The organism is Neisseria sp. Marseille-Q2251, assembly GCF_940793045.1.
GTDB lineage: Bacteria > Pseudomonadota > Gammaproteobacteria > Burkholderiales > Neisseriaceae > Neisseria.
This window is the reverse complement of sequence record NZ_CALNWV010000007.1, coordinates 17,757-36,721: the sequence shown is the minus strand read 5'-3', so window position 1 is coordinate 36,721 and position 18,965 is coordinate 17,757. Positions and strand designations below refer to the sequence as shown.

The 18,965-nt window shown below is 51.7% G+C and carries 16 protein-coding genes; 4 read left to right on the top strand and 12 right to left on the bottom strand.

What is annotated here, in order from left to right:
• Complete coding sequence (locus AAG834_RS04545; RefSeq protein ID WP_342031398.1) at positions 1-777, bottom strand: tRNA threonylcarbamoyladenosine dehydratase; 777 nt, start codon at positions 775-777, stop codon at positions 1-3.
• A gap of 193 nt (positions 778-970) precedes the next feature.
• Here AAG834_RS04545 and AAG834_RS04540 point away from each other — a divergent pair, with 193 nt between their 5' ends.
• Entirely contained in the window at positions 971-1,435 is a 465-nt protein-coding gene (locus AAG834_RS04540) for a universal stress protein (protein ID WP_003755397.1), read from the top strand.
• A gap of 241 nt (positions 1,436-1,676) precedes the next feature.
• Here the strand turns inward: AAG834_RS04540 and AAG834_RS04535 are convergent, their stop codons facing one another.
• The 7 genes from AAG834_RS04535 to bfr (AAG834_RS04500) form a co-directional block, all read right to left on the bottom strand.
• Positions 1,677-2,159 (bottom strand): acyl-CoA thioesterase, encoded by a 483-nt coding sequence (locus tag AAG834_RS04535; protein ID WP_019270557.1) that lies wholly within the window; start codon positions 2,157-2,159, stop codon positions 1,677-1,679.
• Positions 2,160-2,288: 129 nt separating this feature from the next.
• Positions 2,289-3,359 carry a magnesium/cobalt transporter CorA gene (gene corA, locus AAG834_RS04530; RefSeq protein WP_342031397.1) on the bottom strand — a complete coding sequence of 357 codons (1,071 nt, stop codon included), beginning with the start codon at positions 3,357-3,359 and terminating at the stop codon, positions 2,289-2,291.
• A 103-nt stretch (positions 3,360-3,462) separates the two neighbouring features.
• Positions 3,463-4,413: a thioredoxin-disulfide reductase gene (trxB, locus tag AAG834_RS04525; RefSeq protein WP_342031396.1), complete on the bottom strand. Its 951-nt coding sequence runs from the start codon at positions 4,411-4,413 to the stop codon at positions 3,463-3,465.
• Positions 4,414-4,786: 373 nt separating this feature from the next.
• Complete coding sequence (locus AAG834_RS04515) at positions 4,787-5,341, bottom strand: hypothetical protein (protein WP_070498033.1); 555 nt, start codon at positions 5,339-5,341, stop codon at positions 4,787-4,789.
• Between the two features lie 126 nt (positions 5,342-5,467).
• The gene (locus tag AAG834_RS04510; protein WP_342031395.1) at positions 5,468-5,974 is read right to left on the bottom strand and encodes a hypothetical protein; all 507 of its coding nucleotides are present in this window, start codon (positions 5,972-5,974) and stop codon (positions 5,468-5,470) included.
• Between the two features lie 482 nt (positions 5,975-6,456).
• On the bottom strand, positions 6,457-6,930 hold the full coding sequence (bfr, locus tag AAG834_RS04505) for a bacterioferritin (RefSeq protein ID WP_016687569.1): 474 nt from the start codon (positions 6,928-6,930) through the stop codon (positions 6,457-6,459).
• A gap of 24 nt (positions 6,931-6,954) precedes the next feature.
• The gene (gene bfr / locus AAG834_RS04500) at positions 6,955-7,419 is read right to left on the bottom strand and encodes a bacterioferritin (RefSeq protein WP_070514321.1); all 465 of its coding nucleotides are present in this window, start codon (positions 7,417-7,419) and stop codon (positions 6,955-6,957) included.
• A gap of 583 nt (positions 7,420-8,002) precedes the next feature.
• Here bfr (AAG834_RS04500) and typA point away from each other — a divergent pair.
• Positions 8,003-9,814 carry a translational GTPase TypA gene (typA, locus tag AAG834_RS04490; protein WP_070514320.1) on the top strand — a complete coding sequence of 604 codons (1,812 nt, stop codon included), beginning with the start codon at positions 8,003-8,005 and terminating at the stop codon, positions 9,812-9,814.
• Between the two features lie 330 nt (positions 9,815-10,144).
• On the opposite strand, the gene AAG834_RS04480 is transcribed toward typA, so the two are convergent.
• Together AAG834_RS04480 and AAG834_RS04475 are read right to left on the bottom strand one after the other, a co-directional pair.
• Complete coding sequence (locus AAG834_RS04480; protein ID WP_342031394.1) at positions 10,145-10,681, bottom strand: hypothetical protein; 537 nt, start codon at positions 10,679-10,681, stop codon at positions 10,145-10,147.
• A gap of 150 nt (positions 10,682-10,831) precedes the next feature.
• Positions 10,832-12,259 (bottom strand): acyl-CoA dehydrogenase family protein, encoded by a 1,428-nt coding sequence (locus tag AAG834_RS04475; protein WP_342031424.1) that lies wholly within the window; start codon positions 12,257-12,259, stop codon positions 10,832-10,834.
• Between the two features lie 195 nt (positions 12,260-12,454).
• Between AAG834_RS04475 and AAG834_RS04470 the strand changes: the two genes are divergently transcribed.
• The gene (locus AAG834_RS04470) at positions 12,455-13,147 is read left to right on the top strand and encodes a VIT1/CCC1 transporter family protein (protein ID WP_342031393.1); all 693 of its coding nucleotides are present in this window, start codon (positions 12,455-12,457) and stop codon (positions 13,145-13,147) included.
• A 198-nt stretch (positions 13,148-13,345) separates the two neighbouring features.
• Here the strand turns inward: AAG834_RS04470 and AAG834_RS04465 are convergent, their stop codons facing one another.
• On the bottom strand, positions 13,346-13,867 hold the full coding sequence (locus AAG834_RS04465) for an LIC11966 family surface protein (protein WP_342031392.1): 522 nt from the start codon (positions 13,865-13,867) through the stop codon (positions 13,346-13,348).
• 102 nt (positions 13,868-13,969) lie between these two features.
• On the bottom strand, positions 13,970-14,899 hold the full coding sequence (locus tag AAG834_RS04460; RefSeq protein WP_342031391.1) for an NTF2 fold immunity protein: 930 nt from the start codon (positions 14,897-14,899) through the stop codon (positions 13,970-13,972).
• 293 nt (positions 14,900-15,192) lie between these two features.
• Here AAG834_RS04460 and mfd point away from each other — a divergent pair, with 293 nt between their 5' ends.
• Entirely contained in the window at positions 15,193-18,876 is a 3,684-nt protein-coding gene (gene mfd, locus AAG834_RS04455; protein ID WP_342031390.1) for a transcription-repair coupling factor, read from the top strand.
• Positions 18,877-18,965: the final 89 nt, after the last annotated feature.

Genomic DNA, 18,965 nt, shown 5'->3' with positions numbered 1-18,965 from the left:
TCACTTCCGTCCCGCAATATGTTCCACCGCCGCCTGCACACAATACAGCCCAAACGAAGCCGTTACCAACATACTCGCCCCATAGCCCGCGCAGGACAACCCTTGCGGCGCAGCATCGGTCGAACACGCTTCGCCCGATTGCGGCGGCGTAATGTTTTCAGTCGAGAACACACACGGCACGCGCATTTTTTCTTTGGTATCGCGGCTGAAACCGTAGCGTTTGCGCAGGGTGTAGCGCAGGTTGGCAAGCAGCGGGTCGTAGGTCACGCGGCTCAAATCGGCGGTTTGAATCAACGCCGGATTTTTCTGTCCGCCCGCGCCGCCGCTGAGGATAAACGGCTGTTTGTGTTTCACAAAATAAGCCGCCATCGCCGCCTTGACGCGTACTTGGTCTATCGCGTCGATCACAAAGTCGAAAGGTCGTCTGAAAAGCGTTTCCAGATTGTCTTCCGTCACAAAATCCTCGATCTCCTCCACTTCGCATTGCGGATTGATTTGGGCAATGCGTTCGCGCAACGCCGTCACCTTCGCCTTGCCGAAATCGTCGGTCAGCGCATGAAGCTGGCGGTTGACATTGGACTCGGCGACGTTGTCCAAATCAATCAAGGTCAAACGACCGATGCCCGTCCGCGCCAAAGCCTCCACCGCCCAAGAGCCTACCCCGCCCACGCCGACCACGCAGACGTGCGCGCGCGAAAACCGCACCAGTGCTTCATCTCCGTAGAGTCTGGCAATACCGCCGAAACGGCGCGAAGGAAGAAAAACAGTGTCGTTCATACCCAACCTTGTGATATGTCAATAAATGAATGAAAATCAACGCAAAACGCTGCGGAAGAATCCGGCGCATATTATACTGGAAAGCAGCCGGACTGTTGCAGCAGCCCGAAAGGGTCTATAATCGTTTCATATTGGACCCTTCCCAACCGCATCCAACAAAGTGCCGCCTGCGGCGCAAAAAGGAGAATGAACTATGTACAAACATCTGGTTGTAGCCGTTGACGGCAGCGAAACTTCCCTCAACGCCCTGAAACACGCCGCCGAGTTGGCAAGCGTCAACAACGCCCGCCTGACTTTGGTACACGTCGCCAACCCCGCCGAATACATGGCGCTCGCCCCCGAATTCCTGCAACACGAAAGCTACGAAGCCGCCGCCGTCGCCCAAGGCAACGAAGTCTTGGACTTCGCTGAAAAAACCGCCCGCGAAAACGGCGTGGAAAACATTGTCAAACACCTGCTGGTAGCCAACAAAGGCGCGCGCGAAATGGCGCAGGATTTGGTCGATTACGCCGATGAAAACGGCGCCGACCTGCTGGTACTCGGCACACACGGCCGCACCGGTCTGATGCACCTCCTGATGGGCAGCTTCGCCGAAACCGTAATGCGCCAAAGCCACCTGCCGCTTCTGATTATCCGCAGCAAAGCGGAAGAAGCGTAAGGGTTTGCCCTATTGAAGAAGGTCGTCTGAAACTGCTTCGACAAACGCAGTTTCGATAATGTCCTTATCCGTCAAATATAGTGGATTAAATTTAAATCAGGACAAGGCGACGAAGCCGCAGACAGTACAGATGTAACGCCGTCCTGGTTTAAAGTTAATCCACTATAAAAAGGTCGTCTGAAAACCTGAACCTTGGTTTTCAGACGACCTTTGTCTTGTAATCCGTTTTATCCGTCCGTTTTCAGCATCCGCAAGACGTTTCGTCCGATGTCTGAAGGCTCAAGGCTTTGCGTTTTTGAGCTTTTTCGTAACGGCAGCGTTGACGCTCGGTAGTAATTTCCAGCGGCGGGACGGGAACGGGTTTGCCGTCTTCAACCGCGACCATGGTGAAGTAGCAGCTGTTGGTATGGCGCACTTCGCCGGTGCGGATGTTTTGCGCTTCGACACGGATACCGATTTCCATGGAAGTTCTGCCCGTGTAGTTGACGCTGGAGTAAAAAGTTACCAAGTCGCCGACGTGTATCGGCTCTTTAAACAAGACTTTATCGACAGACAGGGTAACGCAGTAGTTGCCGCTGTAACGGCTGGCGCAGGAGTAGGCGACTTGGTCGAGCAGGCGCAAAAGTTCGCCGCCGTGGACGTTGCCGCTGAAATTGGCGGTGTCCGGCATCATCAGCTCGGACATGATGAGTTCGTGTGAAGGGAGTTGGCGGGCTTGTTCCATGATGTTCCTCTTTTTGAAATAAATGTTTGTGTTGAAACGGGCGGTCTGCGAGTATTTTGAATGGTTTCAGACGACCTTAACGAGTGTATTTAATCTATGAATATACGGCAATTGGATTTTTTTATGGGTTTATAACCATTTCCTACGCGAGAAGAAAATCAGCAGCCCGACGATGATGCACAACATCAAACCCAAAACCATAAAATAGCCGTAATGCCAATGCAGCTCGGGCATATTGTCGAAGTTCATGCCGTAAATGCCGGTGATGACGGTCAGCGGCATGAAGATGATGGTGATGACGGTCAGGACGCGCATTTGTTGGTTCATGCGGTTGGACTGGAAGGAAAGGTAGATGTCCATCATGCTCAACACCATGTCGCGCGAGGCGTCGAGCGATTCGATAAGCTGCATGTTGTGGTCGTACACGTCGCGCAGATAGACGGTGGACTCGCCTTTGAAAATGGCAAAATCGCCGCGCACGGCAAGCTGATAGAACACGTCGCGCAAGGGCAAAAGCGTGCGGCGTAGGCGGACGGCGTCGCGCTTGAGGCGGTGGATTTTGCCGAGAATGTCGCTGTTTTCATTTTTAAACAGGGATTTGTCTATGGCTTCGACGCGGTTGTTGTACTCTTCCAAGACGATGAAATAGTCGTCCACGATGCGGTCGAGCAGGCAATAGGCGAGGAAGGCGGTGTTTTTACCGAGGATGCCGCGCGGGTTTTCGCTCATTTGGCGGCGCAACTGGCTGAACAGCCCCAGCGGTTTTTGCTGGAACGACAACACGAAATCCTTGCCGATAATCAGATACACTTGGTCGGAATTCAGTTTGCCGGCGGCGGTGTAGTGGTAAACCTGTGCGGCGATAAACAGATAATTGTCGTAGTCTTCGATTTTGGGGCGTTGTTTGCGGCTGAGGATGTCTTCGATGACCAGCTCGTGGATACCGTAAGGCTCCAGCGTGTGTTTGAGCAACGCGGCGTCGTTGATGCCGACGAAATGCAGCCAGTTGGTCTGCCCCGCTTGCGGGCAGGCGATGTCGGGCAGTTTTTTACCCGCGAGATAATCGTGCTGGGCAAACGTATTGGCGGAATAAAGCGTTTGGTGGATGGCGGAACGTGGAGCGTTGTCGGTATTGCTGCGCGGGACGGTTTGGTCTTGCGGGATTTCGACTGCGTCTGCGCTGTTGGGCTGTTTGCTCATAAAATGGGATAAGGCAGGATGGATAATATGTTTTTATATTGTGAAAAAGGTCGTCTGAAAGGTTCAGACGACCTTTATGCTTTAGAAAACCGTTTCGGATGTTTTACAAGCCTTGGCGGTCGAGCCAGCGTTCGGCATCAAGTGCGGCTTGGCAGCCTGAAGCCGCGCTGGTGATGGCTTGGCGGTAGGTGTGGTCTTTGACGTCGCCCGCTGCCCATACGCCTTCGATGTTGGTCGCGCCGACGTTGTCGCCAGTACCGCCTTTGGTTTTCAAATAGCCGGTTTCGTCCATATCGAGCTGACCTTTGAAAATGTCGGTGTTGGGTTTATGGCCGATGGCAATGAAAACGCCTTTGACGGCGATGTCTTCGGTAGTGCCGTCGTTGTGTTTCAGGCGAGCGCCGGTAACGCCGCCTTCGTCGCCCAAGACTTCATCCAGATTGCTGTTGAGCTTGAGGATGATTTTGCCTTCTTCAACGCGCTGCATGAGTTTGTCCACCATGATTTTTTCGGCGCGGAAACTGTCGCGGCGGTGGATCAGGGTAACGGTGTTGGCAATGTTGGCGAGGTAAAGGGCTTCCTCTACGGCAGTATTGCCGCCGCCGACGACGGCGACGTCTTGTTGTTTATAGAAGAAACCGTCGCAAGTCGCGCAGGCAGATATGCCTTTGCCCGCAAAGGTTTCTTCGCTGGGCAGCCCCAGATATTTGGCGGATGCGCCGGTGGCAACGATCAAGGCGTCGCAGGTGTATTCGCCCATGTCACCTTTGAGGGTAAAGGGACGGTTTTGCAAATCAACGGTGTGGATTTGGTCGAAAATCATTTCGGTGCCGAAGCGTTCGGCGTGGGCTTGAAAACGAGCCATCAGCTCCGGGCCTTGTACGCCTTCGGCATCGGCGGGCCAGTTGTCGACTTCGGTGGTGGTCATCAGTTGTCCGCCCTGTTCGACACCGGTAATGATGACGGGCTTGAGGTTGGCGCGGGCGGCATAGACGGCGGCAGTGTAGCCGGCAGGACCTGAGCCGAGGATGATGAGTTTGTGATGGTTGCTCATGATGTTTTCCTTACTGAGAGATTGAGTGTGTTTCAGACGAGGTAGATTTTACTTGAAACTCAGGTCGTCTGAAAATGTAGATGCATCCGCATTCCACTTTTCTTTTGATAAAGGGTAGTGGCTGAAGGCATCTTGTATAGTGGATTAACTTTAAACCAGTACGGCGTTGCCTCGCCTTGCCGTACTATCTGTACTGTCTGCGGCTTCGTCGCCTTGTCCTGATTTAAATTTAATCCACTATATGGCTATGGATAAACAAAGGTCGTCTGAATTTTCAGACGACCTTCATCTGTTTTAATCGGCAAATACGTTGTCTTTTCCTAATAACCATTCTTTGCCGAATCGGAAACCCGTTTTAAAAAACCAGATGGCTTTAGCGGCGACGGCCAAAACCGCGACTCATTGGACGGCGATGGTTGGACGGCTGCTGGGTGGTTTGGCGGTAACGTTGTTGTTGCGCCGCTTGTTGTTGTGCAGGCAGGCTGCGGGTATTGAGTTGCTGGCTGGTACGGCTGTTAGGACGGGCTGTTTGATAATAATTGGCGCGTGCGCGTTGGGCAATCGGGCTGTTTTGATTGCGTGCTTGTGTGAATTTGTTTGCCAGCGCGTTACCGATGAATGCGCCTGCCGCTGTACCAACCAAGCTTTGCAGCAGCCAGCTGCCAGTGGATTGGTCGTAAATATATTGTTGTCCGTCTGTTCCGGTCACAGGCTGACCATTGTTGCCGTTGGCTTGTGCTTCGGCAGGAATGGTATCTTTCACACCTTCCGGCGTGAGTTGGTAAATCGTATTGTCTTGTTGTTGGGCAAGTTGCTGCTGAAGCGCTTCGATTTGTTTTTGCTGCTGCTCAAGCTGGGCTTGGGTATTGTCTTTGCAGGCGGCAAGAGCAAGTGAGGAAAGTGCGGCTAAGGCAATGAGTTTTTTCATTTTTTTATCCTTTTTTGAAGTGGTATTGTCCAAGCCGAGCGTTATCGGCAAACTGCGCATCAATATACTGCACCTTGCCGTGGTATATGGTGCAAATTTGATTTTTATCAAGCGCGTAAATGTTTTTTACAAAGGCAGACGGGGAAGTTTGGCTGCGAAAGCAAGGCTGTTGGCAATCAGGCTGCCATGATTTTCCATTTCATGTTCGGTTTCTACAATCAGCAAGTTATCAGGGCGACGGGCATGCAGGCTCATATGCATTTGGGCGGGGGTAAATGGAAGATGATGGCGTTTGGCAAAAGCTTGGGCGCGTTGGTTGGCGGTTTTCAACATCGGCAACAGCGTGATATCCAAATGAAAACGTTGTACACCCAATACTAAGATACGCGCGGCAAAAAAGTCGGCTTCCTCCGTAAAGACAGCAGGGCTGCCTGCTTCAAAATCGTGTCTTTCCACGGCAATCAAAGTGGCAACCATACGGATTTGCGGAATCAATGCCTCGCTGATCAGCGTATCTGCGCTGCCCGGCAAAGTTTGGGGATTTGATGTGTGGTGATGGCTGTTGCCGTCAACAATCATTTGGCAGCGGTGTAAAGGAAGCATTTTTGTTTGGGCGTTTATGGACGGGGTCATGGCTGTAATCCTGATTCAGTTGTGTTTTATTTCATATTTCAATTGATGCGGCCATGTATAGGTAACAAAAAAGCCGCTCAAACTGAGGCGGCTCTGATTTGCGTATCCTATCTCTAATCTGTTTCAGACAAGCGCAAAAAAGTACCGCACGTTTGTGTGGTACCAATAGAAGAAAGCAGATGAATGATGCGCTGTTTGCATGACAGAATACATAAATAATGGAATAGGTAACGTGTGCAGTTTAAAACAAAAATTCTAAATATTTCAAGAGCAGCAAGGGAAATAATACAAAAATATTTATAACTTATTAATATTCATATGATTTTATTTTGTTTTAAACCCATATACGCTCCATATTCAGCCATTAACAAGGCAGGAAAACCGGTCCTTTTACTCAAAAAACTTAAAAGAAAAACGGCATATCCGAAAAGATATGCCGTTTATGGGTGCAGGGACTGCTATATTTGGCAGTGGTTTGTGTTTTAGTCCTCTTGCGCCGCTGTTTGCAGGTAGTTCGGCAAACCGATTTTGCCGATCAGCTCCTGCTGGGTTTCGAGCCAGTCGATGTGTTCTTCGTTGATGTCTTTTTGTTTTTCCAACAAATCACGGCTGACATAGTCTTGCTGTTGTTCCGCGATGGCGATGGCAGCGACGAGGGCATCGTGTTTTTCCTGTTCTTTTGTCAAATCGCAGGTCAGGATTTCCTCGGTTGATTCGCCGATAAGCAGTTTGCCCAATTCTTGCAGATTAGGCAGACCTTCCAAGAACAAAATACGCTCGATTAAATCGTCTGCGGATTTCATTTCGCGGATGGATTGTTTGAAGAAATGTTCGCCCAATTCCTCAAAGCCCCAGTTTTTCAAAATGCGGGCATGCAGGAAATATTGGTTGATGGTAACCAAAAGCAAGCCCAAGTTTTTGTTCAATTCGCGGATAACTAAGCGATCGCCTTTCATTTTCAGCTCCTTATATACGCTTAATTACATTTGGCTTTGGTAGTAGTTGCCTTCGCCGACGAGTTCGATCAGGCGCAGTTGTTGTTCCAGCCAGTGCGCGTGATCTTCTTCAGTGTCTTTCAGCTGGGCAATCATCAAATCACGGGTAACGTAGTCTTGTGCTTCTTCGCACAGTTTGATGCCTTTTTTCAACGCATCGCGTACTTCGTATTCGGTGTTCAAGTCCGCTTTCAGGCAGGAAACCACGTCGGTCCCGATGTTCAGTTCGGCACGGGTCATTTTAGGGGTACCGCCCAGCATCAGGATACGGCGGATGAAGTCTTCGGCGTGAGTGGTTTCTTCTTCCATCTCATGGTTCAGACGCTCGAACAGTTTGGTGTAGCCCCATTCGGAGTACAGGCGTGAGTGGATGAAGTATTGATCGCGTGCAGCCAGCTCGCCGGACAACAGTTCGTTCATATAATCGATAACAGCTTGATTGCCTTGCATAATTCTTTCTCTTTCTTTGAAATTGTAAAGTGTCTGTAAAAAACATTGCGTGTTGTTTTTTGATGACTGAATTGTATGAAAAAGCCTGACGCTTGACAAATTTTCTATTTAAAATACAAACAATTATCAAAAGAAACAGAAGCCTTAAAAGGTCGTCTGAAAATTCAATATCTTGTTTTATATAGATATTTGTTGCCATTGGTATTAAGAATCCATTTCAACATTCAAAAACATTTACACTCTTTAACCATAAACAAAAGCAAATAAATTACAAAATCCAATCAAATTTTATTATTAATTATTCTCAAATGCTTTTATAGTGGATTAAATTTAAATCAGGACAAGGCGACGAAGCCGCAGACAGTACAGATAGTACGGCAAGGCGAGGCAACGCCGTACTGGTTTAAAGTTAATCCACTATATCGTCAAACTGTGCTGCAGTACGCATTAGTGAATGACGGTTGAACCGGAACAAACGCCGTACCGATTCAAATTTAATCTACTCCCCCACCGTCCGATAAGATGAACCGTGATATAATTGCGAGTTACTTTTTGATAAAAATCATTTGAAATACATATCACCATGAAACAAATTCGCAACATCGCCATCATCGCCCACGTCGACCACGGCAAAACCACATTAGTTGACCAACTGCTGCGCCAATCCGGTACATTCCGCGCCAACCAGCAGGTTGACGAGCGCGTGATGGACAGCAACGACCTTGAAAAAGAACGCGGCATTACCATCCTCGCCAAAAACACCGCCATCGATTACGAAGGCTACCACATCAACATCGTCGACACTCCGGGACACGCCGACTTCGGCGGCGAAGTAGAGCGCGTTTTGGGTATGGTGGACTGCGTCGTATTGTTGGTAGATGCGCAGGAAGGCCCGATGCCGCAAACCCGTTTCGTTACCAAAAAAGCCTTGGCTTTGGGACTGAAACCGATCGTCGTCATCAATAAAATCGACAAACCGTCCGCCCGTCCGAGCTGGGTCATCGACCAAACTTTTGAACTCTTCGACAACTTGGGCGCAACCGACGAGCAGTTGGACTTCCCGATTGTCTACGCTTCCGGCCTGTCCGGTTTCGCCAAACTGGAGGAAACCGACGAGAGCAACGACATGCGTCCGCTGTTCGACACCATCTTAAAACACACGCCCGCACCAAGCGGCAGCGCGGACGAAACGCTGCAACTGCAAATCTCCCAGCTCGACTACGACAACTACACCGGCCGTCTCGGCATCGGCCGCATCCTGAACGGACGTATCAAACCCGGTCAAGTCGTTGCCGTGATGAACCACGATCAACAAATCGCCCAAGGCCGCATCAACCAGCTTTTGGGTTTCAAAGGTTTGGAACGCGTGCCGCTTGAAGAAGCCGAAGCCGGCGACATTGTGATTATTTCCGGTATCGAAGACATCGGTATCGGTGTGACCATCACCGACAAAGACAACCCTAAAGGTTTGCCGATGTTGAGCGTGGACGAACCGACGCTGACGATGGACTTTATGGTAAACACTAGCCCGCTGGCGGGTACCGAAGGCAAATTCGTGACCAGCCGCCAAATCCGCGACCGCCTGCAAAAAGAATTGCTGACCAACGTCGCCCTGCGCGTGGAAGATACCGCCGATGCCGACGTGTTCCGCGTATCCGGGCGCGGCGAACTGCACCTGACGATTTTGCTGGAAAACATGCGCCGCGAAGGCTATGAACTGGCAGTCGGCAAACCGCGCGTCGTTTACCGCGACATTGACGGTCAAAAATGCGAACCTTATGAAAACCTGACCGTGGACGTGCCCGACGACAACCAAGGCGCGGTAATGGAAGAACTCGGCCGCCGCCGCGGCGAACTGACCAATATGGAAAGCGACGGCAACGGCCGTACCCGCCTCGAATACCATATTCCCGCACGCGGCTTGATCGGTTTCCAAGGCGAATTCATGACCCTTACGCGCGGCGTCGGCCTGATGAGCCACGTATTCGACGACTACGCGCCCGTAAAACCCGATATGCCAGGCCGCCACAACGGCGTACTGGTTTCCCAAGAGCAAGGCGAAGCCGTCGCTTATGCCTTGTGGAACTTGGAAGACCGCGGCCGTATGTTCGTATCACCCAACGATAAAATCTACGAAGGCATGATTATCGGCATCCACAGCCGAGAAAACGATTTGGTCGTCAACCCGCTCAAAGGCAAAAAACTTACCAACGTCCGCGCCAGCGGCACCGATGAAGCCGTGCGCCTGACTACGCCGATCAAGCTGACGCTGGAAGGTGCGGTCGAGTTTATCGACGATGACGAACTCGTTGAAATCACGCCGCAATCCATCCGCCTGCGCAAGCGTTACCTGAGCGAACTGGAACGCCGCCGCCACTTCAAAAAGCTGGATTGATTCAACTAGCCTGTTGATAAGATGAAGAAAGGTCGTCTGAAAATTTTTAGACGACCTTTTTATTGCTTGCTATTCGTTCTTGCACAAAATTGCCGTTTTATAGTGGATTAACTTTAAACCAGTACGGCGTTGCCTCGCCTTAGCTCAAAGAGAACGATTCTCTAAGGTGCTGAAGCACCAAGTGAATCGGTTCCGTACTATCTGTACTGTCTGCGGCTTCGTCGCCTTGTCCTGATTTAAATTTAATCCACTATAAAAAACTGTCGGGTTTGATTTTCAGCCGCTCAAAGTCAGAAACACCTTTCAGTCAACCTGAATCAGTTGCGGCGGCTATTTGTTTTCGCCGTATTTATTATGCAGATTTCGGATTCCTTCTTTCAACCATTCATCCCAATCATGGCGTAAACGGCAGAGTTCTTTATTCCAATACAGACAGTCCCAAGCCATGCTGCGCGAGGCTTCGGTATCTCGCTCAAGCATTCGGGCGACAAAAGGTTCGAGCGTTTGCGCGCTTTTGAACATACCGCCGTATTCGCCGTAAGTGCGGCAGGTTTCAGGATGAAGCGTTTCCATCAGCGTTTCGATTTCGCCTTGCAACGCAAGCCATGAACCGTTTACCTCGTCCAAAGCAAGTACATCGCGCAGCCAATGTTTGATGTTTTCCAAACCTTGAAAACGCGGGTCATGCCACAGCAGGCGCAAGGTAGCGAGCTGACTTTCGGATTCGGTCCAACCTTGCGGATTATCGTGACCGAAAAGAGAGACAAGTTCGTACAACGCACGATTACGCTGCTTCTCCGGCAAGGCAAGTAAGATGTCGCAGACTTGTTCGGGAGTCTGCCAAAGAGAAAGTTTGGAAAGAGTCATGGGCTTGAGGTCGTCTGAAAATCAATGGACATCAACCAGATGGTCGGTTCATATACTTTTCACGACGAAGCTGTTTTTGAATTAAAAATATGAAAATCGACGAAAGGTCGTCTGAAAACCGATTTCAGACGACCTTTCTGATTTAAACCATCAACCGCAATATCGGCAATCCAATATGTCTTTGCGGATGTCGTTCAGCAGGAAGGCTACGGTGTCTTCATGTTCTGCCTGTACGAAAACGAAGAGTCGGGCGATGATTTTGCCGATAAAGACTTTTTGCAAGGCGCAGGCATCGGTCAGGGTGTGTTCCTGCAGGAAGCTGCGGATGTCTTCTGGCAAGGTGTAGTCGCGGGCAACGGCGGCAAAGCGGGCGTCGGTTTGCAGGCGGTCGAGCAGGGTTTGGTTTTTGTCCAACTTAATGCCCGCTTCTTTTTCTTCGGCGGTGGCGCGGACGAACTGGTCGTAAATTTCGGCATAAAGCATATCGTTCGGACCTTCAAAAATCGTGAAGGGACGGATGTCGATAGCGATATTGCTGGCGGTGTGTCCGCGTTCAAAACCCTTCGCGCCCAAGAGTTTTTGCAACATTTGCGCGGCGGCGTAAGTGTATTCCGTAGCGAGGGTTTTGATGATGTTTGCCTCCATCAATTGATGGGCGACGGGGGCAACGGGCGAAACGGAATGGCAGACGTAGCGGTAAAGAATCTCGGAAACCTGATGGCGGCGTTGGATTTCGCGGCGTTCGTAATCGACGAATTTGATGTCGTTGCGGACGTATCGGTTCAGGTTTTCAAGGATGTATTCCATGATACCGTGTGTCATGCCGATCAGTTGCAGGCGGCTGCGGATGAAGATGTTTTGGAACGCGCGCAAGCCTGCGGCGTCGTTCTGAGAGAGTTTCATGACGGCGGCGGCTGGCATTTCGGCGTCTATGCGGTTGACGGCATAACGGACGGCGCGCAAGCCTTCGGATGTAAGGGCTTCGTAGCGGATGTATTGTTTGGGAACGAGCAGCAGGTTGATGACTTTGGAGAGTTTGCCGTTTTTGCGCTCTTTGGCAGCAACGAGGAGGAAGTCGCTTTGCGAGTTGCCCTGCCAGTATTTCGCGGCATTGACGTAAATGGTTTGTTCGTCGATGTATTCGTAGTAGGACTGCATTTCGCGGGCAATCGCCGCGCCGGAGGTTTCGGGTTCGGTAATGCCCAAACCGCCGCCCTCGCCTTCGAAAATCATGTCCAAACCTTGCGCGACTTGGGCTTCGTCGCCGAACTCTTGCAGAGGCTGCAACACCAGTGCGCCTTCGATGCCGGTACGCAGGGTAACGGGCACGCCGTAATGCCCCGCAATCCGCAGGACTTCTTGGATTTCAAACTGGCAGCCCTTGCGGCCGCCGTGTTTTTTGTCGAGGAAGGGCAACAGCAAACCCGCCTGCTTCAAGGCAAGCCATTTGTCTTCGGGCAGGTATTGCATGAGGTTGAGGTCGTCTGAAAAAATGCGGCGGAATGCGGATTCGATGTGCTTTAAAAAAGCAGCCGTGTCCATAGTTGACGGCTGCGCGCTTGATTCGGTGTGTGTCATCATGATTCTCTGTTGAACGGCAGTTATTAGAGTTTAGAGCTAAATTTCTAGAATTTCGATTTATACCACAAACCCGCATAAGCGACAATTGTTATCAGGTATAAACGGAATTTCAGCCTTAAAACATCCATTTGCGCCGCCCCCGATAAACCGATACGGTGCTACCATAACGCAAAACACCGCCGGAACACTGCCATGTATTCACAACACAGCGAACGCCATTTCAGCAACCGCAACAACTGGCTGCGAGCGAGCGTATTGGGCGCGAACGACGGCCTGATTTCCACCGCCTCGCTGCTGACGGGCGTCGCGGCCGCCGCCCCCGATTTTCAAACCCTGCTGCTGACGGGCGTCTCCGCCCTTATCGGCGGCGCGGTTTCGATGGCGGCGGGGGAATACGTTTCCGTATCCAGCCAGTCGGACACGGAAAAAGCCGACTTGCACAAAGAACGCCACGAATTGGAAGCCAACCCCTCTGCCGAACTGGCAGAGCTGACCGAAATCTACCGCCGCCGCGGTTTGTCCGACGCGCTTGCCGCCGAAGTCGCACAAGCATTGATGGAACAAGACGCGCTCTCCGCCCATGCCCGCGACGAAATCGGCATCACTGAAACCTCCGCCGCCAAGCCCATGCAGGCCGCGCTTGCCTCTGCAGGTTCGTTCTGTGCAGGCGCCATACTGCCGCTGCTGGTCGCGCTGACCACACCCACCGCCCTTATCCCTACGCTGGCGGCAACCACTTTGTGCGGGCTGGCCGCGCTGGGTTACACCTCCGCCAAACTCGGCGGCGCCCCCGTCGCACCCGCCGTCCTGCGCGTGTGCCTGTGGGGTGTGGCGGCGTTGGCCGTTACCGGCCTTATCGGCAAACTAGCGGGGGTGGCGGTTTGAACAAGGTCGTCTGAAAACTTGTAGCAAACCCGCCATACCGATTTTCAGACGACCTTTTTGATCATTGGCGATTCGCTACGTTTGTGCTGTTTGCTTGAACACTACTGCTTATAAAAAAATCCTCTAAATTCTGTTGAAAAAAAATTTAGAGGATTTTTGATTTTAAAGATGGCGTTTCACAAAATTCGCCTACAAGGTTTATTCGTCTTCGAATTTTTCCAAAAACTCGTCGCTCACTTCATTGAACTTGTCGGTACTGTCCAAGATTCTCTCGTTATTTTCGTCCAATTGTTCTTCGTCTTCTTCCGAACCGTGTTTGCCGGAAGCGCGTATTTGAATCAGCTTTTTATAGCCGTCTTCCATCAAATCGCTAAAGAAACGCAGATGGCGTTTCAAATCATTCAACAGGGATGTATCGCCTTTGTATGCGCCCAATTTATCGGCTTGCGCGATGTAATTGGGAATCGCGGCTATCCACTGCACGCGGACTTTTTCGGCTTGGGCGTAATCGCGTCTGTCCATTGCCTTGTTCATGTCTTCCATGTGGTAGAGCATAAAATTGGCAATACACATCAACTCATTGTTGTACTCTACTGCATTATCATAGCTGCCTTTGGCGTAATACACGCCCTCTTCCTCGTTCCAGCCGCCGCGTTTAGGCGAAGACGATACGCTGCCGCCAGTAGCGCCAAACAGTTTTTTAATGAATTCTAAAATCATAATTTTGCTGCCTTTCTCATAAGTAAAGTACACAGACGGGGAAAAGTATAACGCAAATCTGAAATGCCTGCTAAAAATATAGGCAACTGCCTGCCCCCTGTCCTACAACCAATTCCGACTCCATCCACCATCTAATTTAGTTTGCGACTTTTCCAATTTCCATTCGCCGTTTTCATTAACCATCAAAAAACGGTAGAAGTCACGGCCATCTTGGGTATAGAGCCAGATTTTGCGCCCCTGTTTTTCCTGATCTATGAAAACATGGTTTCCATATGTACCTTCCGGCTGCCCACTGGTATGGTAACGGTCTTCCTTGCTTTGCCGTTCTGGCAATTTTTCACTGCCGTATTGTTGGAACAGGGCAATCGTGCGTTCTGTCCAGTCATCATCAAAGTTGACGAAACTAGCTTCACATTCCGTCATGGCATCAAAAAAAGCCTGCAACACAGTTTGGGCAGCAGCTACATCTGCCGGTTCAGGGGGTGTTTTCTGCTTTTTAGCCTGTTCGCGTTGTTGCTGCTCGAATCGGGCGTATATTTCGTCTGAAAACTGTTTGGCGATAATCGTCAAACGCGGATTACTTGTAACTGACATCAATCCAGCTTCACTGATTCGAGTATGGTTCAAATGTAACGTATCCAATTTAGGCATTCGGGCGGCAAGTTGCAATGCTTGATCGTCAAACATAGTATGCTCCAACTTCAGACAACGCAATTTGTGCCCTTTCTCTACAAATGCTGCCAGCCCGCTTCCATCAATTTTGGCATGAGTTATCCACAAATACATGAGCTTACCCGCATCAGCCAATGCAGCCAACCCTTTATCACTTATGGCAGTATTATCCAAAGTCAGATTCACCAATTGGGGCAGCTTGGCAATTTGGGCGACATCATTATCCTCTAGCGGACAATCGCGAAACACGATACCTTTGAGACGTTTGTATTTCAGCAACTCCTGTATTTCTTCCGCTGTAAATTTTTGGTGTATAAATTCCGCTGATGTGTCAGATTTTTTTAAATTGGCTAATAACATTATTTCCTTCTAGCCACGGATGGCAGGCATAAAATAAAAAGATAATACGATGATACCGCACCTCTGATGCGGTTGAGGTCGTCTGAAAGCCATTAAACCATTTTTTCAACGACCTCTTCATTCCAGAAATAGGAATAGTTATACCTTATCACAAACCATCGCGGGTCGTCTGAAAACCACCCAAGCCATCCCACTCCTTATACCCGCTTTTAATCTGCTAAAATCCCGCTTTTACAACCCACTACGGCGGCCCGAAAAATTTTCCGGCTGCCGCAAGCCATTGTCCCTACGCCATGAACTACCCTATCCCCAAACCCCGTGAAAAATCCCGTTGGCTCAATCTTTCGCAAGGCTCGCTGCCGCTGGCTTTGGCGCGTTATCTGCCGCATAAGCGGCTCAAAGTCGTGCTGACCCAAGATGCGGAACAGGCGTTGCGCCTTCAGACGGCATGGCGGTTTTTCCGTCCGCACGATACAGCGGTGTTCCTGTCGGACTGGGAAACGCTGCCTTACGAGCGTTTTTCGCCGCATCAGGATTTGGTGTCGGAGCGGCTCTCGGCGTTGTGGCAGATTAAGAGCGGCGCGGCGGACGTGTTGTTCGTGCCGGTTGCCACGGCGATGCAGAAGCTGCCGCCCGTGCTATTTCTGGCGGGGCGCACGTTTTGGCTGAAAACGGGGCAGACTTTGGATATAGGTCGTCTGAAAACCGATTTGGTGGATGCGGGCTACAACCATGTTTCCCATGTTGTCGCCGCGGGCGAATTTGCCGTGCGCGGCGGCATTGTCGATTTATTCCCGATGGGCAGCGAGATGCCATACCGCATCGATTTGTTCGACGATGAAATCGACAGCATCAAAACCTTTGACACCGACACGCAGCGCACCATCTCCCCCGTTTCCGAAATCCGCCTGCTGCCGGCGCATGAGTTCCCCACCGACAGCGAGGCGCAAAAAATCTTCCGCAGCCGCTTCCGCGAGGAAGTCGATGGCAATCCGAACGATGCCGCCGTGTACAAAGCCGTCAGCAACGGCCACTTCGGCGCGGGCGTGGAATATTATCTGCCGCTGTTTTTTGAAAACGAGCTGGAAACGCTGTTTGACTATATCGGCGAAGATGCGCTGTTTGTCTCTTTGGGCGACGTTCACGCCGAGGCAAACCGCTTTTGGAGCGACGTCAAATCGCGTTACGCCATGGCGCAGGGCGATGAAACCTATCCGCCTTTGCTTCCACAGCATTTATATCTCTCTGCCGATGTGTTCGCAGGTCGTCTGAAAAACTACGGACAAGTGCTGCCCGATGTTTCCGGCAAGGAACACATCCTGCCCGACCTTGCCGTCAACCGCCAATCCGACGAACCTTTGCAGGCATTGAAGGATTTTCAGACGACCTTTGACGGGCGGATTTTGCTGTGTGCCGAAAGCTTGGGACGGCGCGAAACCATGCTCGGCTTCTTGCAGCAAAACGGCTTGAAAGCCAAACCTGTGTCCGACTGGCAGGGCTTTTTATCGGCACACGAGCCGCTGATGATTACAGTCGCGCCGTTGGCATACGGATTCAAACTGGGCGGGCCGCAATCCCTGAACCAACAACAACCCACTCCCGCCTCCGAGGGAGAAGGCAAAACGGTTGCTGACCAAACCGAATTTTCCGCAGCCGCAACAAACCCTCTCCCTAGCCCTCTCCCTCAGGAGAGGGAACAAAGTGCCGCCGCCGTTTCAGACGACCTGAAAACCGAAAGCAGCCTGCACCCCGTCGAAAGTAGTCTGCACGGGCAAATCCGACAGCAACCTGCTCCCTCCCACGTGTGGGAGGATTGGGGAGAGGGCAAAGCGGTTGCCGCTCAAAGTGCCATCGCCGTCATCACCGAATCCGAGCTCTACCAATACGTCGCCCGTTCGCGCGTCCACAACCGCCGCAAGAAACACGCCGCCGTTTCAGACGGCCTGTTGCGCGACCTTGCTGAAATCAATATCGGCGATCCCGTCGTGCACGAGGAACACGGCATCGGGCGGTATATGGGCTTGGTAACGATGGATTTGGGCGGCGAAACCAACGAAATGATGTTGCTCGAATACGCGGGCGAAGCGCAGCTTTATGTACCTGTTTCGCAACTGCATTTAATCAGCCGCTACTCCGGTCAGGCGCATGAAAACGTCGCCCTGCACAAGCTTGGCAGCGGCGCGTGGAACAAGGCGAAGCGCAAAGCCGCCGAAAAAGCGCGCGACACCGCCGCCGAGTTGCTCAATCTCTACGCCCAGCGCGCCGCCCAATCGGGACACAAGTTTGAAATCAACGAGTTGGACTATCAGGCGTTTGCCGACGGCTTCGGCTACGAAGAAACCGAAGACCAAGCCGCCGCTATTGCCGCCGTGATTAAAGACCTGACACAGGCGAAGCCTATGGACCGCCTTGTGTGCGGCGATGTCGGCTTCGGTAAAACCGAAGTCGCCCTGCGCGCCGCGTTTGTAGCAGTGATGGGCGGCAAACAGGTCGCCGTACTCGCTCCGACTACGCTTCTGGTCGAGCAGCACGCGCAAAACTTTGCCGACCGCTTTGCCGATTTCCCCGTGAAAGTCGCCAGCCTTTCGCGTTTCAACAACAGCAAAGCCACCAAAGCCGCGTTGGAAGGCATGGCGGACGGCACGGTCGATATCGTTATCGGCACGCACAAATTGGTGCAAGACGACATCAAATTCAAAAACTTAGGTTTAGTGATTATCGATGAAGAACACCGCTTCGGCGTGCGTCAGAAAGAGCAGCTCAAACGCCTGCGCGCCAATGTCGATATCCTCACCATGACCGCCACGCCGATTCCGCGCACCCTCAGTATGGCGCTCGAAGGCCTGCGCGACTTCTCGCTGATTACCACCGCACCCAGCTGCCGCCTCGCCGTGAAAACGTTTGTCAAACCCTTCAGCGAAGGCAGCGTGCGCGAAGCCGTGTTGCGCGAACTTAAACGCGGCGGGCAGGTATTTTTCCTGCATAACGAAGTGGATACCATCGAAAACATGCGCGAGCGTCTGGAAACCCTGTTACCCGAAGCCCGTATCGGCGTGGCGCACGGACAACTGCGCGAGCGCGAGCTGGAGCAAGTCATGCGCGACTTTTTGCAGCAAAGATTCAACGTATTGCTCTGTTCCACCATCATCGAAACCGGCATCGACATCCCCAACGCCAACACCATCATCATCAACCGCGCCGACAAATTCGGACTGGCGCAACTGCACCAGCTTCGCGGGCGCGTCGGCCGCAGCCACCACCAAGCCTACGCCTACCTGCTCACACCCGAATACATCACCAAAGACGCAGAAAAACGCCTCGACGCCATCGCGGCGGCAGACGAACTCGGCGCAGGTTTCACCCTCGCCATGCAGGATTTGGAAATCCGCGGCGCAGGCGAAATCCTCGGCGAAGGACAATCCGGCGAAATGATGCAGGTCGGCTTCACGCTCTACACCGAAATGCTCAAACAAGCCGTGCGCGACCTCAAAAAAGGCCGCCAGCCCGACCTCGACGCACCGCTGGGCATCACCACCGAAATCAAACTGCACAGCCCCGCCCTGCTGCCCGAAAGCTACTGCCCCGACATCCACGAACGGCTCGTCCTCTACAAACGCCTCGCCGTCTGCGAAACCGTACAGCAAATCAACGCCATACACGAAGAACTCGTCGACCGCTTCGGCCTGCCCGAACAACCCGTCAAAACCCTCATCGAAAGCCACCACCTGCGGCTCGCCGCAAAAGAATTGGGCATAGACGCCATCGACGCGACCAGCGAAGCCGTCACCATTACCTTCGGTAAACACCACCAAATCGACCCGACAGAAATCATCCTGCTGATTCAGACAGATAAAAAATATCGGCTGGCTGGAGCGGATAAGTTGAAGTTTACGGCTCAGATGGAGGATGTGGAGATAAGAATTAAGACGGTGAAAAGTGTGTTGAAGACTTTGAAAGAAAGAATGATAGCAAGGTAGAGGCTAGTGAAGAAAAGGTCGTCTGAAACGATTTTCAGACGACCCTATCTTGCACAACTGTTAGATACAAAATGACGGTTTCAGGGATC